The sequence below is a fragment of the Kitasatospora sp. NPDC058406 genome (assembly GCF_042722765.1).
Lineage (GTDB): Bacteria > Actinomycetota > Actinomycetes > Streptomycetales > Streptomycetaceae > Kitasatospora.
Map to the genome: position 1 here is coordinate 35,643 of NZ_JBHXKE010000016.1, position 17,009 is coordinate 52,651.

Consider the following 17,009-nt stretch of genomic DNA (forward strand, 5'->3'; position numbering starts at 1 on the left):
GACCGACATGTCCGGAAACCGGTCGATCCGACGGTCAAGAGTCCGTAAACATCGGCCGGACGCCGAAAGAACTCGCTGGCGACGTGTCAGACCCATCACTTATCGTCACCTCGACCATGGGAGCACCTCGCTCGCATGACGTGCTGTCAAGACCAATCGAGGGGTTGCACGGTGGGGGTTCTGCCTGCCCGCGAACGGGCTGGAAGATCGACCGGAGGCCGATGGCGGTCACCGGTGACAGCGGCATTTGCCGCATTGATGCTGATGGGGGTCGCGGTACCGCCAGCAGCGGCGTGGACCTACCCTGAGCCGAGGGGGAAGGTCTGGACTCCACCCGGCACTCCCCCGAGCGACGGGGCATTGTCGGTCGAGGGCCGCGATGTCCTTCCGCCCGGGCGGCCGACCGCCTCCAAGCCCGCCGAGTGGAAGCCGCAGACGACACCTGCGGTCGTGACCGGAACCGAGACCGTGAAGCTCGGATCCGATGGTGTCGAGGCGCTGGCCGCTCGGTCGGCCACGGGCGGAGCTTCGCCCTCCTCGGGCGGCGCCGTGGGCGCCAAGGCCGGGAAACTGGCCGTACGAGTAGCTCCTGGCAGCTCTGAGGCGGAAAGCGCGCGCACCGTCCAGGTCCAGGTGACCGGACAGGATCAGGGCCTGGCGGCCGGCGCCACCGGCCCACTGGTCGCACTCTCCGATGTGGATGCTCCGACATCCGACAGTGGTCGTAAGGCCACCGTCTCCCTGGACCTCAATGCTCTCCGAGGCGGCGGCTGGTCGGACCGCGCGGTACTGCTCGCGTTGCCGTCATGCGCACTGACGACCCCGGAGCGGTCCGAGTGCCGGTCCCAGACGCCGGTGCCGTCCCACCTCGACGGGCGCGGATCGCTGACCGCCGAGGTGAGTCTTCCGGCCGGTGGCTCGACGACCGGCGCAGCGAGGACGAGCCCCCAGGCTTCGGGAGTCGAAGCCGCTCCGTCCGGCGCGCAGGCACTGGTCCTGACGGCAGCAGCCGCGCCGTCGGGTGCAGGCGGAAGCTACACCGCGACCTCGCTCTCGCCGTCCTCCGCCTGGAGTGCCGGTTCGCACACCGGCAGCTTCTCCTACGCCTACCCCATCGCGGTCCCACCGGCTCTCGGCGGCTCGACACCGATCGTTAGCCTGGCCTACAACTCGGCCGCCGTCGACGGCAAGACGTCGGCGACCAACTCCCAGTCCTCGTGGATCGGCGACGGCTGGGTGTACGAGCCCGGCTTCATCGAGCGCTCCTACCGGAACTGCGCGAAATCCGGCATCGCCGGCTCGGGCGATCAGTGCTGGGGCGGCCAGAACGCCACCCTCGCGTTGGGCGGCCGGTCCGGCACCATCGTCCGCGACGACGCCACGGGAGCCTGGCACCTCCAAGACGACGACGGTTCCAAGATCGAACAGCTCAGCGGCGCACTCCGGTCCGCCGGTGACACCGACTACCGGGACATGGAGTACTGGCGGATCACCACCTCCGACGGCACCCAGTACTACTTCGGCCGCAACCACCTGCCCGGCGGGGACGGTGGGGACCCTGCGGCCAATTCCGTTCTGACGACCCCGGTCTACTCGCCGAAGAGCGGCGACCCGTGCTACCAGCCTGCGACCGGGAGCGCCTCGTGGTGTCAGATGGCGTGGCGCTGGCAGCTCGACTACGTGGTCGACACCCACGGCAACCTCACCACGTACAAGTACGGCACCGAGGGCAACAAGTACAACCGAGGCGGCGGCCAGAACAACCTCAACGGCACCCTCACCGACTACCAACGCGCGGCCTACCTCAAGGAGATCGGATACGGCCAGCGCCTCGACGAGCAGCGAACCGCGAGGGGTTCGCTGAACCCGGCTTCCAAGGTGGTGTTCAGTACTGCGGAGCGCTGCAGGCCGTCCGACCCGATCACCTGCGCCGAGGATCAGCGAACCACGGTGAACGCGGACGCCTGGCCGGACGTGCCGATCGACCAAATATGCACGGGCTCCGGGGCCTGCACGAACTACTCGCCGACCTTCTTCTCCACCAAGCGCCTGACCACCATCGCCACCCAGGTCGTCGTGGGCGACTCCTACCGCGAGGTCGACAGCTGGTCACTGAGCCAGTCCCTCGCCGATCCGGGTGACGGCACCAAGCGGACCTTGCAGCTGGACTCCGTCCAGCGGACCGGGTCCAACGGGCAGACACCGCTCAGTCTGCCCCCGGTGACCTTCACATACCGGATGATGGCCAACCGCGTCGACGGACTGGTCCCGCCGTCACCGATGTTCATGCGCCCCCGGCTGCAGGGCATCACCAACGAGACCGGCGGACGGATCAACATCATCTACTCCGACCCGGAGTGCTCCCGGGTCAACAACCACATGCCGGCCTCCGAAGACGCCAACACCATGGCCTGCATGCCCGTGAAGTGGTACCTGCCGGGGCAGTCCTCTCCCGACCCCGTCAACGACTGGTTCAACAAGCCGCTCGTCCGGACGGTCACCGAGCAAGACCTCGTGAGCACCCCGTCCGTCGGCCGGACCACCGAGTACACCTACGGCGGCGGCGCGGCCTGGCACCGCAACGACGCGGAGTTCATCGACCCCAAGACCCGTGCCTGGGACGGCTTCCGCGGCTACCAGACGGTGACCACGAACACCGGAAGCGGTTCGGCGAGCGAGGCGCCCCGGACTCAGCAGAGGATCACCTACCTCCGTGGGATGCACGGCGACTACCTGCTGAACGGCACCCAGCGGAACGTGCAGGTCGCCAGTCCTCTGGGCGGCACCGTCACGGACGAGGACTGGCTCACCGGACGCGCTGTCGCGACCGAGGTCTTCGACCGCGCAGGCGGTACCGTCCAGATGTTGTCCGGCAGCACCTCCAGCGGACAGCAGGTCACAGCGACCCACGTCCAAGGTGCGGGCGCACCAAAGATCTACGCCCGCTACCCTGACTCACAGGTCACCGGAATCACCAAGGCCAGACTGGCAAACGGTAGCTGGCGGACAGCCACGTCGACGACCACGACCGACCCGGCCCACGGCAACCGTGTCACACGTCTCAATGACAAGGGCGACGGTACCGCCGCGACTCCCGAGACCTGCACCATCACCAGCTACGCCACCAGTACCGACCCCCAACTCCTGACGCTCCCCTCCGAACGGGTAACCGTCCAGGGGCCGTGTGCCACGGCCACAGCGGCAAACACACTCATCGGCAGCCGCACCCTCTACGACGGCAAGCCGTTCGGCCAGGCCGGAGCGGTCGGCGACGCGACAAGCAGCCAGGTCCTCGACCACTTCGACCAGTCCGGCAAGGCCGTCTATGCCCAGGGCTCGAGCCTGACGTTCGACGCCTACGGGCGGGGCCGGACCAGCACGACCACCGACGGATCGACGTACGACTGGACCGGTGCCCAGCTGACCGGCCCGTCCGTGACGACCGCAGTCACATCCGTCGCCGTCACCCCGGTCTCCGGTGTCCTGCCGACCTCCGTGGTCACGACGAGCCCGATGGGCGCGGACTGGACCACCTCGGTCACCGTCGACCCCGGTCGTGGCCTGCCGCTGACCAGCCAGGACGCCAACAGCAGGGTGGCGACGACGAAGTACGACGCGCTCGGTCGGCTCACGGCCGTCTGGTCACCGGACCGGCCGACCACCGGCCACCCGAGCCAGAAGTTCGGCTACTCCGTCAAGGGTGACGCCGGCCCGAGCGCCGTCACGACCGAGACGCTGACCGACGACGGCGTCACCAACTCCGCAGTCGTCGACATCGTCGACGGCCTCGGCCGGTCCAGGCAGACCCAGAGCACGAGCGCCGCCAAGCCGACCGGTCGACTCATCACCGACACCGTGTACGACACGCACGGCTGGGTGATCAAGACCTCCAACCCCTACTACGAGAGGACCTCCTTCCCGACCGAATCGATCTTCGTTCCGGTCGCTGACGGACAGATACCCGGCCAGACCTGGAACTCCTACGACGGCAACGGGCGCGTGGTGCACTCGGAGTTTCGCTCGTACGGCAACCCCCAGTGGGCGTCCACCACCGCCTACCCCGGCGCGGACCGGACGGACGCGACCCCTCCCAACGGCGCGACGCCGATGTCCGTCGTAACCGACGCACGCGGCCGGACGGTAGCAACCTGGCAGTACCGCACCACCGCGGCCACCGGCAACCCGGCCGACGCCGACGTCACCAACTACGCCTACACGGCAGCCGGGCAGTCCGCAGGTCACAGCGACAGCAGCGGCAACTCGTGGAGCTACACCTACGACCTGCGTGGCCGGCAGGTCACGGCGTCCGACCCCGACACCGGGGTGACCCGGACCTTCTACGACGCGAACAGCCGGGTGGATCACACGGTCGACTCCAAGGCCGGCGTTCTGGCCTACACCTATGATCTGTTGGGCCGTCGGACCGGCAGCTACAACGGGAGCGTCGCCCCTGCCAATCAGCTGGCGAGCTGGAGTTACGACACCCTGGCCAAGGGGATGCCGACCTCCTCGACCCGCTACGTCGGCGGTGCCGGCGGCGCCGCCTACACCAAAGGCGTGACCGGCTACGACACCGCGTACCGGCCCCTCGGAACCTCTGTCTCGATTCCCTCGACCGAGGGAGCCCTGGCCGGAACCTACACGACCGCCAACACGTACAGCCCGGTCCTCGGCGCACTGAAGACCGTCAGCATCCCAGCAGCAGGTGGTCTGCCCGCCGAGACGGTGTCGTTCGGCTACACGATCACCGGCCTCCTGGTCTCGTCTGCCAGCCTCGACGAGGCTGTGATCGCCAAGGTCTCCTACGACCCCCTGTCCCGTCCACTGGAAACCGTCGTCGGCGCGTACGGAAGTCAGGTCGCTTCGCTCCAGCAGCACGACTGGGCCACCGGCCGGTTGATCAACAACTTCGTCTACCGTCAGACCGGCACGGTAGCGACCGACCAAACGAGCTACACCTACGCTCCGTCAGGCCGCATCACCTCGATCAGCACGATCCAGGACGCCGCGGCCACTGACACCCAATGCTTCACCTACGACTTCCAGGGCCGGCTCACCAACGCCTGGACCGACACCGACGGCACCTCCACCACAGCCGACTGGACCGACTCCTCCGGACAGGTTCACGGCACGGGTGGTTCTACAACCGTGCCTGGCATCGGCGGGTGCCGCAACGCCAGCGGGCCCGCCACCGTGAACCCCGGCGGGCGCACCATCGGGGGCCCGGCCCCGTACTGGAACACCTACGCCTACGACTCCACCGGCAACCGTACGAGCCTCGTACAGCACGACATCACCGGCAACAGCCTGAACGACACCACCACGACACAGACCTTCGGCGCCGCGCAGAACCGCAACACCCCAACCACTGCGCCCAACACCGGTGGCGGAACCGGCGGGCCGCACGCGCTGCTCACATCAGCCACCAGTGGCCCTGGCGGCACCAAGACTGTCAGCTACCAGTACGACGCCAAGGGCAGCACCACCGCCATCACCGACACCGCCGGCACGACCACGCTGACCTGGAACGGCGAGGACAAGCTGGACTCCCTGGCCCAGACGGCCGGCGGCACCACCAGTTACCTCTACGACGCCGACGGCAACCAGCTGATCCGCCGCAACCCGGGCCGGACGACGCTCAACCTGCCCACTGACGAGCTGACTCTCGACACCGCCACCGGCGCCACGAGCAACGTCCGCGCCGTCGCCTCCGCAGGCGGCCTGACCTACACCCGGGTCACCGCTCCCATCGGCGGCGGCACCGTCCTCGTCCAGGCCGGCGACCACCACGGCACCGGCGGCCTGCAGATCGGCAGCGGCGACGACCAGCCCGTCACCCGGCGCCCGACCGACCCCTTCGGCAACCCGCGCGGCACCCAGCCCGCAGCCTCCGACTGGGCCGGCACCAAGGGTTTCGTCGGCGGAAGCAAGGATGAAGCCACCGGCCTCACCAACCTGGGGGCCCGCCAGTACGATCCCTCGACCGGCCGCTTCATCAGCGCCGACCCGATCCTCGATTCCGCGAACCCCCAGCAGTGGAACGGCTACGCGTACGGCGAGAACGACCCGATCAACCGCAGCGACCCGAGCGGCCTCGCAACACCCGAGTGCGGCACCCTCTACGACTGCTCGGGCACCGGTGGAACCATCACCATGTCCAACACTCAGCAGACTAGCGACTATCGCGACTACAGGGCGCAGGAGCGGTACTACGAGACCCAGGTAAACACCAGCTACGTCGCGAACAGGAACTACGTCCACGACCAGGTCTACAAGAACTACGGCCAGAAGCCGCCGAAGGGCGGTGCGCGCGAGTTCCTCAAGAACCTCTTCAAAGCGTCCAGGACGGCAGTCGTCGAGCTGACTCCCGTCGGCGACGTGAAGAGTTGCGTCGACGACCCCGGAGCGATGTCCTGCGGCCTCGCTGCCACCTCGTTCGTCAAGACCAAGTGGATCAAACTCATCGGCGAGAAGGTCCTGAAGGACCTCCGGAAGGCTCCCGACGCCTCGACTCCCAACACCACGCCGCAGGCCCCGAGTAACCCCTGCAAGCACAGCTTCCCTCCGAGCACCCAGGTACTCATGGCGGACGGAAGCACCAAGGAGATCGGAGAGATCAAGCAGGGCGACAAGGTCAGCGCCACCGATCCGCAGACGGGGGAGACTTCGGCGAAGACGGTCACCGAGAAGATCGTCACCCCGGACGACACCGACTTCACCGAGCTGACCCTCACTCTCCCGACCGGGGAGACCACCACCCTGGTGTCTACCTCCCACCACCCCTACTGGGACGACACCGCCCAGCGGTGGACGGCGGCGTCAGACCTTCCGCCCGGCCACAATCTGACGACCCCCGACCACAGCTCCATACACATCCTCGCCGTACACACCTACAAGACCGCCCCCCAGCGCGCAGACAACCTGACTGTCGACAGCCTCCACACTTACTATGTGCTGGCGGGGGCCACGCCGATCCTCGTTCACAACTGTGATCTGCCGCAGGGTTTCAATGGAAAGGAAGACTACAACCAATTCATCGGAGCCATGAGTGAAGGCCTTGCCGACGCCTCTTATTCGGGCGTGGCAGTACAATTCCGTGGAAGTTCAGTAACCGGCGTGGGATACACATCGGGCCGCCCGTTCGGCAGTCACAGTGACTACGACATCGACCTAATCGGGTCGGAACTCTTCGAGGAGGCGCGCAGATCGGGTGTCACGGTGCACGAGTTCGCGGGTGGAACAAGGTCCGCCGAGCTATCCCTCGCACAGCTTGAAAGCCTTGGGATTCTTGGGATGAAGAAGAGGCTTGACCTCATTGCGGGCCGCCCAGTCAATTTCGTGATATTTCCGAATATGGAAAGCGCAATTGCTCGAGGCACCGACACCATTCCCGCCCTACCATGTCACTGCGGTTGAGTTCCTGGCATCGGAAAGAAGGAGGATCCATGACGGGACATGCACTGTTTGGGATCTGTGGAAATTTGCCAAGTGAAGCTGCGATTGCTATTGGTCGACAGCTCGGATGCGTCTTCGAACAGCGAGAAAGTCACTATACCGGCGACTACTGGACGGCGAAGATTGGATCGACAATGGTGAAGATTATCACCCAGCCGGATTCTTACGGCGATCCAGTTGAGAGCGAATTTCCATCCTACCGGACACTCGTCTACGCGGACGGCGATCAGTCGAATATTCAGATTGAAGGTGTCATAGTGGGCGGCTGCAGCGTGGAGCGACTCCGGACGACTTGACCCGTAAAGCCGGCAAGACTTGATGGAAAGGCGTCGCCGAAGGCGACAATACGGCCTCAGGGGCAGATGTGATGCCCCGCCGATTCTAGTGGCTACAGCCGACCGTCGGCTAAGCACTGGACGACCTCCAGGGGCCGCACAACGCACGGTCAGCCACCCAAGACCGCAAGCATTTTATGCAAGGCGCTCGGCCGATAATTCCCGGGCCGAGCGCCTTGCATGTGGCATTGGCAGCGGCCCGACCCTATGGGACTTCAAAACAAAGCCTAACCATTGCGGACCTCCACGCGTACTATGTGCGCACTGGCACGACCCCGCTGCCGATACATAATTGCCCCGCGCCGGCGGTAGTTTCTTCGACGGCCTTTTCAAATCTAAAGCACTCAGCTGGCCGACAAGCAACAATTACCGAGCGTGTTCCCATAGAGCTGAGAGACCTTAAGGGCATTGAGTTTCCGGACCTGGGTGACGCCGGGTAGATTGCAGCTACACGCTGCACCAATAGTCAGCGCCTTTTGGACCTCAATCAGTACTCAGATCGTCGCACTCGGCAGACCTACCCTCAAGCATCCCCCTCCGCCGCATCCCGGGTCAGGTCAGGTCGAAGACCAGGCGGGCGGAGACCTTGCCGCCGAGGACTTCGTCGAAGCAGGCGTTGACGTCCTCCAGCCGGCGGGTCTCGCGGATCACGCGGGTGCGGCCGAGGGCGTGGAGGCGGAACACCTCGGCGAGGTCCTCGCGGGTGCCGACGATGGAGCCGATCACCTTGGTGCCGTTCAGGACCGTGTCGAAGACGGGGAGTTCGAGCTTGCCCTCCGCCGGGAGCGCGACGAGCACGAGGGTGCCGCCGCGGCGCAGCGCCCCGTAGGCGGCCTGGAACGAGGCGTTGCTGACGGCGAGGGCGACGGCAGCGTGGGCGCCGCCCAGCTTCTGGACCTCGGCGGCGACGTCCTGGGTGCGGGCGTCGAGGACGTGGTCGGCGCCCAGCTCGCGGGCGAGGGCGAGCTTGTCGTCGGTGACGTCGACGGCGATCGTCTCGGCGCCGCTGATCCGCGCGTACTGGAGGGCGAGGTGGCCGAGGCCGCCGATGCCGGAGACGAGGACGCGCGTGCCCGGCCGGGCGCCGGACACCTTGAGGGCCTTGTAGGTGGTGACGCCGGCGCAGGAGAGCGGGGCGGCGTCCAGCGGGTCGATGCCGTCGGGGACGGGGACGACGTAGTCGCCGTGCGCGAGGGCGTACTCGGCGTAGGCGCCGTCGACGGAGTAGCCGGTGTTGTGCTGCTGGAGGCAGAGGGTCTCCCAGCCGGAGACGCACTGGTCGCAGCGCCCGCAGGCGTCCGCGAGCCACGCGATGGCGACCCGTTCGCCGACTCCGACGTGCCGGACCTCCGCGCCGGCCGCCTCGACGATGCCGACGCCCTCGTGGCCCGGCACGAACGGCGGGGTGGGCTTGACCGGCCAGTCGCCGTGCGCGGCGTGGATGTCGGTGTGGCAGAGCCCCGACGCCTCCAGTCTGACCCGGACCTGGTGCGGCCCGGGCTCGGGCACCGGGCGGTCCTCGATCACTAGCGGCTGGGTGAAGTCGTGGACGACGGCGGCCTTCATCTCTGTGCTCCTGCCCTCGCGGTTGCGTTCGGCCGACGGCCCGGAACCAGGTTCCGGCCCCTCGGCTCCATCCCACCCCCGGGTCCGCGCAGGCGGCAGGGCCGGAAGGGCGGACGCGCCGGGCCGATGGTCCCGCCGGTACCGGGCCCTGCGGGCCGTTTCGCCCCAGTCTCGCCCGGATCAGCTCCCCCGGCACTTCACGGAGGCCGCCCGGCGGCGCCCGGCCGCCCCGCTCCGCCGGACGGGTCCGCCGGTCCGGTCCGGTCCGGGGCGGGACCGGGCGGGTAGTCCGTTCGGCTCAGAACCGCTGGCCCGCCCCGGGAGGCGGCCCAAGGCTGGCGGTACCGGCTGCGACGCGACGGAGGCACGGACATGCCGCGGTCCCGCGCGCACCCCCGCCCCGTTGGGAGTCCGATGCCCTCGCTGCACCTCGACGACGCGTTGCTGCTGTTCCTCGCCCTCTTCGCGCTCTACAGCCCGATCGCCGCACTCTCCTCCTACCTGCCGATCGTCGAGGGCTACACGTCCGACGAGCAGCGGAAGCTGGCGTGGGGTCTGTTCACCAACGTCTCGGTGCTGATGCTCGCGGCGCTCTGGATCGGCGAGCCGCTGCTGGAGCTGCTGGGCATCAGTACGGCGGCGCTGTCCGCGACGGGCGGCATCGCACTGCTGCTGGCGGCGGTGCCGATGATGACCGGCCGGACCGCGCCGCCGCCGAAGGCGGTGGCCGAGGCCGCCGTCGAGCCCCCGGCCGGACCGGGCGGCACCGGACCGGGCGCCGAGCCCGGACCGCGTGCCGAGACCGGCTCCGGGCCGGGCCCCGGGAGGGCGGGTGCCGGGCCGCCGGCACCGTGGCGCTCGATCGTCTTCACCCCGCTGACCTTCCCCCTCACCTTCGGCGGGACGACCTTCGGCTTCTTCGTCGCCTACCGCGCCGAGGCACCCGGCTGGTGGGCGGCGGTGGGGCTGACCGTCGCGGGGTTCGGGTACGCGGCGGTCACCGGGCTGACGCTGTACGCGGCCGGGCACGTGACCCGGCGGGTGTCCGACTCGACCGGCGCCGTTCTGGAGAAGGTCGCGGGGATCCTGCTGGTCGCGATCGCCATGATGCTGCTCGCGAGCGGCGGCACCCGGCTGGTCCTCGACGTTCTGAACTGAGGCTCCGCGCCCGCCCCTCCGACCGCTCCTCGCCGCGCTCCCCTGCGTCGACCGTTCGGACGAGGCGGCGGACGGCGCCTCCGTCGCCCGCCGGTCAGCCGGTGCGGGGACCGCGGAACCGGGCTGACCAGTGCCGAACGGCGTCCGCCATCCGGCCGCGGGCCTCCTCGGAAGCCTCGGGACGCGGCGTCCGCCGCTCGCCGCAAGCGGACGTATATGAACAAATGATCCGGTAACCGTCTCGCCAGAGGCCGGTCCCCGACCCGCCTGACCGGACCAGGACCGGACCGGGCCCGACCCGCCGGACCGCGACCGGAACCGAACCGGCCCGCCGGCAGGGCGGCCGGACCGTACGAAACGGAGGTGGCATGCGGAAGGACGACGGCGGGCCCCCGGAGGGCGCCGACCTCGCCGCCCGGCCGGGATCGACCGCGAAGGTCACGCTCCCGACCCTGACCGCCATGGTCGTCGGCTCGATGGTCGGTGCGGGCGTCTTCTCGCTCCCCAGCCGCTTCGCGCAGGAGACCGGCGTCGCCGGAGCGCTGATCGCGTGGGCGATCGCGGGCACGGGCATGCTGATGCTCGCCCTCGTCTTCCAGACCCTCGCCGTCCGCAAGCCCGACCTCGACGCCGGCGTCTACGCCTACGCCAAGGCCGGATTCGGCGAGTACCTCGGCTTCTTCTCCGCGTTCGGCTACTGGGCCAGCGCGTGCGTGGGCAACGTGACGTACTGGGTGCTGATCATGTCGACGATCGGCGCGATCGCCCCCGCGCTCGGCGACGGTGACACCCTCCTGGCCGCGGTCTGCTCCTCGGCCGGGCTCTGGCTGTTCTTCCTCCTGATCAGACGGGGCGTGAAGGAGGCGGCGACGATCAACCGGGTCGTCACGGTCGCCAAGCTGGTCCCGATCCTGGTCTTCATCCTGCTGGCCCTGTTCTCCCTGGACACGGACGTCTTCGCCGAGAACTTCCGCGGCGCCGACTACGCGGGCTCCCTGTTCCAGCAGGTTCGGGGCACCATGCTCGCCACGGTCTTCGTCTTCCTGGGGGTGGAGGGCGCCAGCGTCTACTCCCGCCACGCCAAGCGGCGCGAGGACGTCGGACGGGCCACCGTGCTGGGCTTCCTGAGCGTCTTCTCGATCTTCGCCTCCGTCACCATCGTCTCCTACGGCCTGTTGCCCATGGCCGAGATCGCCGAGCTGCGCCAGCCGTCGATGGCCGGCGTCCTGGAGGCCGCGGTCGGCACCTGGGGCAAGGTCATGGTCAGCGTGGGCCTCATCGTCTCGGTGCTGGGCGCGTACCTGGCCTGGACCCTGATGGCCGCCGAGGTCCTGCTCGTCGCGGCGAAGGACAAGGACATGCCGCGGTTCCTGCGCCGCACCAACGCCTCCGACGTCCCCGTGCCCGCCCTGCTGATGACCACCGTGCTGTCGCAGGTCGTCCTCTTCGTGACCCTGCTCTCCGACGACGCGTTCAACTTCGCCCTCGACCTGACCAGCGCGCTCAGCCTCATCCCGTACCTGCTCGCCGCCGCGTACGCCGCCAAGATCGCCCACCGCTCGGCCCCGGGCACCCGCTCGCGCGGGCGGGAGCTCACGGTCGGCGTGCTGGCCACCGTGTACACCGCGTTCCTGCTCTACGCGGCCGGGCTCAAGTTCGTCCTGGTCTCCTTCATCGTCTACGCGCCGGCCACGGTCCTGTTCGTGATGGCCCGCCGGGAGCAGGGGCGACGCCTCTTCTCCCCGCGCGAACTCGTCATCCTCGCCGCCTCGATCGCGGGTGCCGTCGCCGGGATCACCGCCCTGGCCGCCGGGTGGATCACCATCTGAACCCTTCCGCGCCCGCGCGCGTCCGCCGTCTGCCCCTCGCCCGTCCCGTCACCGAAAGGCCCCCCGTGACCGTGAACGACACCGCCTCCAGCCCGGCCCACGGCTACGGCGTCCACTCCGAGGTCGGCCGCCTGCGCAAGGTCCTGGTCTGCCGGCCCGGCCTGGCCCACCGCCGCCTCACCCCGACCAACTCCGACGACCTGCTCTTCGACGACGTCATGTGGGTCGAGAACGCCCAGCGCGACCACGCCGACTTCGTCAACAAGCTGACCCAACGCGGCGTCGACGTCGTCGAACTGCACGACCTGCTCGCCCAGACCCTGATCGTGCCGGGCGCCCGGGACTGGCTGCTCGACCGGAAGATCACCCCCAACGAGGTCGGACTCGGGCTGGTCGACGGCACCCGCGGCTACCTGGAGACCCTGGCCCCGAAGGAACTGGCCGAGTTCCTGATCGGCGGACTGGCCACCGGCGACCTCCCGGACGACTACCGCTCCGGGTACATCGGTCTGGCCCGCGAGTCGACCGGCACCCGCGAGTACCTCATGCCGCCGCTCCCCAACACCCTCTACACCCGCGACACCACGTGCTGGCTCTACGGCGGGCTCACCCTCAACCCCCTCTACTGGCCCGCCCGGCACGACGAGACCCTGCTCATGAAGGCGGTCTACCGGTACCACCCGGAGTTCACCGGCTCCACCGTCTGGTGGGGCGACCCCGAACGGGAGTGGGGCCAGGCGACCTTCGAGGGCGGCGACATCATGCCGGTCGGGAACGGCGTGGTCCTGATGGGCATGTCCGAACGGACCTCCCGCCAGGCCATCACCCAGGTCGCCAGTGCGCTCTTCGCCCAGGGCGCGGCGGAGCGGGTCATCGTCGCCGGCATGCCGAGACTCCGCGCCGCCATGCACCTCGACACGGTCTTCACGTTCGCCGACCGCGACATCGTCACGCTCTACCCGACCATCATGAACGCCGTCCACGCCTTCACGCTGCGCCCCGGGGACAACGCCGTCGGCATCGACATCACCGACGAGGGCTCCCGGAGCTTCACCGACGTCGTCGGCGAGGCCCTCGGCGTCCGGCTGCGCGTCATCGAGACGGGCGGCGACGTGTACGCCTCCGAGCGCCAGCAGTGGGACAGCGGCAACAACGCCGTCGCCCTCGAACCCGGCGTGGTCTTCACCTACGACCGCAACACCCTCACCAACACGCTGCTGCGCAAGGCCGGTGTCGAGGTCATCACCATCGTCGGCGCCGAACTCGGCCGGGGCCGCGGCGGCGGCCACTGCATGACCTGCCCCGTCATCCGCGAACCGGTCGACTACTAGGTGTACCGACAAGGCTTCTGTGCCGGGTCACACGCCCGGTGCGACGCCCTCGCCACCGAGGGCATCGCACACGAACACACCCGCAGGCCGTGTCCCCGGCCTCACGGAACGGAGCACCTGTTCCTCTCGGCCGATGCGGCCCCCGTAGGCCGCCCGTGCACGTGAGCTCGCGCCGACTCACGCGCTTCGTGAAGACGTGCGATCACGGGTACAGCCTGACGGAGTACGTCGACGTGAGGTTCACCCAGAGGCCCCCCGCACAGTTGTTGACGGGGATGGACCAGGCAATGCCTCCCCCGGCGTTCCACCCGGTGTAGCCCGTGACCCCCGCGCCGCCTGTCTGGCAGTTCTTCACGGTGTACTCCCCAACGAGGTTGTACACGTTGTAGGTCCCGTATTCGTAGAACCTGTACACCAGTGGGTGATTGCCGCTGCCGTCCGCGATGTCGCCCTGGTAGATGCAGACGTACCCGCCGGTGCAGCTCTCCGTGGCTGACGCGGTGGGCGCGGTCGCCACCGACACACCGACCAGCAGGGGGACCGCGGCAGTCAGCGTGGCGATCTTCTTACGGATGTTCATCAGACGACCTCTCCGTTGGTGACGTGCTGTGGCACGCTATCCACCGGCACAACGCTCGGGAAGAGGAAAAAAGGCCAATTGGACAACGAACTCACTTGACTGGAGGGCCAGTTGAACCAACTCGGCCGACTGGTCTGCGTGGGGCGGGTGGATCCCACCAGGCCGCTGCCGAGGAGCCCGTACTGAACTGCCTTACCACGTGCTCGAATGGCTGCCGCAGTCGTTCGGGGTACCGGCCGCACTCGCCGATCGGCAGATACGGTCCGATGAACTCCCCTTCGGTGTCGATCAGGTGATTCGGTGCCCCGCGAGACGGCTTACCGGATCGCACCCCGACACGTGGCTAGGACCTGTCTCGTGGATCAAGGGAGAACGGCGACGGCCCGACCGCGGATGCCCGGGGTGCTGCACAGCTGCCCGTACGGGTGGAACCGGACGGCATCGGCAGAATCGATTCGTCACTGCTCCAACCGGGGCAACCAGGTTGGGCGCGGGTTGGGAGGGGATGGAGAGCGGGCACATTCGGGCCGAACAGTTCCCTGCTCAGAAGGACCACCTCCTCATGCGTCTTCACCGGACCCTCGGCACGCCCATCGGCGCGCTACTCGTGGCCGTGGCCGTGGCCGTGACCATGTCGTCCTCGGCCCACGCCACCACCGGCGACTTCTTCTACAAGACCAGCACGGGTGAAAAAGCCGGCATCAGCGACCAGACGAGCGGCGTGTGCATCAACCTGCCGGCCACCACCGAAGAAGCCCCGGGCAACTCGCCCCAGAACTACACCGTCTCCACCGCCACCGTGTTCCTCGAAACCGACTGCAACGGTGACACCTACACCGCCATGGACCCCGGCAAGGAGCTCGGGGAGGACACCAAGATCCGTTCTGTCGTCTTCTCCTGACCGGGCAACGGCACGTGCTCGTCGGTGCCCGTCTCCAGCAGGCGGGCACCGACGGCTACCGGTTCCCGGTGCCCATTGATCTCCGGCGCCGTTGTCACTGCGTGAAACGACACGAATGGCCGGCCGACCCGGCGTGGGAGAAGATCGAAGCTCTGCCCCCTCCCGGGCCATCCGCACCCACCTACGAAATCGCGGCATCAGGGCACTCATCCCCGAACCGTCCGACCAGGTCGCCAACCGCAAGCGCCGCGGGCGCGCGGGCGGCCGCTCGCCCGCGTTCGACCCCGAGGGCTACAAGAACCGCAACACCGTCGAACGGGGCATCGCCCGGCTGAAGCAATGGCGGGGAGTAGCGATGCGCACGGACAAACTCGCTGTCCACTTCGAAGCCGCCGTCACCGTCGCTTCTATCGCCATGTGGGCAAGAACATGATCCACGAGACAGGTCCTAAGGCTTGCGGATCGGCGGCCGGCGGATGGCGGGTGCGCCATGGGCCCAGGTGTGCCAGGAGTAGGTCCGGCCGTTCCCCTGCACGCGCTCCGGATCGTCGCCGGTGGGACGGAAGTCCAGGGCCCGGGCGACGGCGATGCTGGGGGCGTTGTCGCTCTCGATCTCCAGCAGCAGCCGGGGAAGTTGAAGGACCTGGTGGGCGTAGTCGGTCAGGAGCCGCATGGCTCGCAGGGCCAGACCCCGTCCGCGGTGGGCGCTGCCGACGGCGTAGCCCATGGTGCCCCGGGAGAGGTTGAGATGCACTGCCCCCAGGGGCTGGTGGCCGTCGGCCGTGATCGCGAGATGAAGGCGTTGCCCTTCGGCCCGGCTCCGGTCGATCGTTTCCAGGTACTCGCGCGCCGCGTCCAGGTCGAAGGGCGAGCGGAGCGTGGTGCGGGCGGCGACGTCGGGATCGTCGAACAGCTCGACCATGGCCGGCAGGTCCGCGTGCGCCCACTCCCGCAGGACGAGGTCGTTTCCGGTCAGCAGCACGGGCGAGGCGGGCAGCGGCATGAAGATCTCCAGGAGACTGAGCACCAAGTGCCGTCGGTCCGGCGCTCGGTGGGGTGCACGGGGTCGGTGAGGTCACACGGGCAGAGGGCCCCGGTAGCGGTCCGGGACCTCTGCGGACGAGCCTGCCCCGATGCGCGGCCCGCCGTCCACCGCCCAGTCCGCCAGAATGACCGCATGACGGAGAACGAAGCGGATCTACGGGCCCTGCTGCGCGAACTCGACGACCCGGACTGGCTGGAGTGGCCGCAGCACTACGACCGAGCCGCGCTGGCGGCCCGGCTGGGCGAGCTGGTGACCCGGCTCGACGGTGACTTCGCGACCCGGTGCGAGGCCGGGACCACCCAGGACTCCAGCGAGTTCGGCCGGGTCGTCGTGCCGGGCGGGGCGACGGTGTGCGGGACCCGGATCGTCGTCTGCCTCAGCAACTTCGGCTCCCTGGCCGTGATCTGCGCCGAGAACCCGGGGGCCTTCCTCGGGACGGAGGACGCCCGGGCCGAAGGAGAGCTGGACGACGCCGATCTCGCCACGACGACCCGGGCCCTGGTCGACCTCGGCTACGTGGTGGTTCCCGAGGAGTTGATGGAGAGCGACTACGACGGCCCCAGTCGGCTGCCCTGTCACGTTCAGCGGGGCAGCTGGTCACACCGGTTCTTCGGCACCTACTTCGGCCCGTCCCTCCACGCCCACCCGCGATGACGCCCACCCCCGACGACGCCCACCCGCGACGACGCCCGCAGCGGGATCCTCCACGGTTGGCCCCCACTGCTTGAAGGCGCTCTTCGTCCAAGGTGGTTGGGCGTCATATGCGCTCCCTCCATGGTGACATCACATCCGGCGAGTCGGTCGGGGCG

At 68.6% G+C, this 17,009-nt stretch carries 10 protein-coding genes and 1 pseudogene; 8 read left to right on the forward strand and 3 right to left on the reverse strand.

From position 1 onward, the window contains the following. Nucleotides 1-135 precede the first annotated feature (135 nt). Both ACFWOG_RS05465 and ACFWOG_RS05470 read left to right on the forward strand, forming a co-directional pair. Nucleotides 136-7,416 carry an RHS repeat-associated core domain-containing protein gene (locus ACFWOG_RS05465; protein ID WP_380355088.1) on the forward strand — a complete coding sequence of 2,427 codons (7,281 nt, stop codon included), beginning with the start codon at nucleotides 136-138 and terminating at the stop codon, nucleotides 7,414-7,416. A gap of 29 nt (nucleotides 7,417-7,445) precedes the next feature. After that, nucleotides 7,446-7,751, forward strand: a complete 306-nt coding sequence (locus tag ACFWOG_RS05470) for a hypothetical protein (RefSeq protein WP_380355090.1) — start codon at nucleotides 7,446-7,448, stop codon at nucleotides 7,749-7,751. A gap of 591 nt (nucleotides 7,752-8,342) precedes the next feature. On the opposite strand, the gene adhP is transcribed toward ACFWOG_RS05470, so the two are convergent. After that, a complete protein-coding gene (gene adhP, locus ACFWOG_RS05475) occupies nucleotides 8,343-9,356 on the reverse strand; it encodes an alcohol dehydrogenase AdhP (protein ID WP_380355093.1) in 1,014 nt (337 codons plus the stop codon). 414 nt (nucleotides 9,357-9,770) lie between these two features. Here adhP and ACFWOG_RS05480 point away from each other — a divergent pair, with 414 nt between their 5' ends. From ACFWOG_RS05480 to ACFWOG_RS05490, 3 genes are all read left to right on the forward strand, one after another. Continuing rightward, nucleotides 9,771-10,514 (forward strand): MarC family protein, encoded by a 744-nt coding sequence (locus ACFWOG_RS05480; protein WP_380355096.1) that lies wholly within the window; start codon nucleotides 9,771-9,773, stop codon nucleotides 10,512-10,514. 368 nt (nucleotides 10,515-10,882) lie between these two features. Next, a complete protein-coding gene (locus ACFWOG_RS05485; RefSeq protein WP_380355098.1) occupies nucleotides 10,883-12,343 on the forward strand; it encodes a basic amino acid/polyamine antiporter in 1,461 nt (486 codons plus the stop codon). A 65-nt stretch (nucleotides 12,344-12,408) separates the two neighbouring features. Beyond that, entirely contained in the window at nucleotides 12,409-13,674 is a 1,266-nt protein-coding gene (locus tag ACFWOG_RS05490; RefSeq protein ID WP_380355101.1) for an arginine deiminase, read from the forward strand. 202 nt (nucleotides 13,675-13,876) lie between these two features. Here the strand turns inward: ACFWOG_RS05490 and ACFWOG_RS05495 are convergent, their stop codons facing one another. Continuing rightward, entirely contained in the window at nucleotides 13,877-14,254 is a 378-nt protein-coding gene (locus ACFWOG_RS05495) for a hypothetical protein (protein WP_329948571.1), read from the reverse strand. A gap of 562 nt (nucleotides 14,255-14,816) precedes the next feature. Here ACFWOG_RS05495 and ACFWOG_RS05500 point away from each other — a divergent pair. Both ACFWOG_RS05500 and ACFWOG_RS05505 read left to right on the forward strand, forming a co-directional pair. Then, the gene (locus ACFWOG_RS05500) at nucleotides 14,817-15,155 is read left to right on the forward strand and encodes a hypothetical protein (protein WP_380355104.1); all 339 of its coding nucleotides are present in this window, start codon (nucleotides 14,817-14,819) and stop codon (nucleotides 15,153-15,155) included. Between the two features lie 124 nt (nucleotides 15,156-15,279). Continuing rightward, a pseudogene (locus tag ACFWOG_RS05505) lies at nucleotides 15,280-15,588 on the forward strand (transposase); the annotation flags it as partial. Nucleotides 15,589-15,603: 15 nt separating this feature from the next. On the opposite strand, the gene ACFWOG_RS05510 reads toward ACFWOG_RS05505, so the two are convergent. Beyond that, the gene (locus tag ACFWOG_RS05510) at nucleotides 15,604-16,182 is read right to left on the reverse strand and encodes a GNAT family N-acetyltransferase (protein WP_380355126.1); all 579 of its coding nucleotides are present in this window, start codon (nucleotides 16,180-16,182) and stop codon (nucleotides 15,604-15,606) included. A gap of 150 nt (nucleotides 16,183-16,332) precedes the next feature. Between ACFWOG_RS05510 and ACFWOG_RS05515 the strand changes: the two genes are divergently transcribed. Beyond that, nucleotides 16,333-16,854 carry a hypothetical protein gene (locus ACFWOG_RS05515; RefSeq protein WP_380355107.1) on the forward strand — a complete coding sequence of 174 codons (522 nt, stop codon included), beginning with the start codon at nucleotides 16,333-16,335 and terminating at the stop codon, nucleotides 16,852-16,854. Nucleotides 16,855-17,009: the final 155 nt, after the last annotated feature.

Coding starts and splice junctions, on each gene's coding strand:
- ACFWOG_RS05465 (WP_380355088.1), top strand. CDS start 136: ATGACGTGCTGTCAAGACCAATCGAGGGGTTGCACGGTGGGGGTTCTG.
- ACFWOG_RS05470 (WP_380355090.1), top strand. CDS start 7,446: ATGACGGGACATGCACTGTTTGGGATCTGTGGAAATTTGCCAAGTGAA.
- adhP (WP_380355093.1), bottom strand. CDS start 9,356: ATGAAGGCCGCCGTCGTCCACGACTTCACCCAGCCGCTAGTGATCGAG.
- ACFWOG_RS05480 (WP_380355096.1), top strand. CDS start 9,771: ATGCCCTCGCTGCACCTCGACGACGCGTTGCTGCTGTTCCTCGCCCTC.
- ACFWOG_RS05485 (WP_380355098.1), top strand. CDS start 10,883: ATGCGGAAGGACGACGGCGGGCCCCCGGAGGGCGCCGACCTCGCCGCC.
- ACFWOG_RS05495 (WP_329948571.1), bottom strand. CDS start 14,254: ATGAACATCCGTAAGAAGATCGCCACGCTGACTGCCGCGGTCCCCCTG.
- ACFWOG_RS05500 (WP_380355104.1), top strand. CDS start 14,817: ATGCGTCTTCACCGGACCCTCGGCACGCCCATCGGCGCGCTACTCGTG.
- ACFWOG_RS05515 (WP_380355107.1), top strand. CDS start 16,333: ATGACGGAGAACGAAGCGGATCTACGGGCCCTGCTGCGCGAACTCGAC.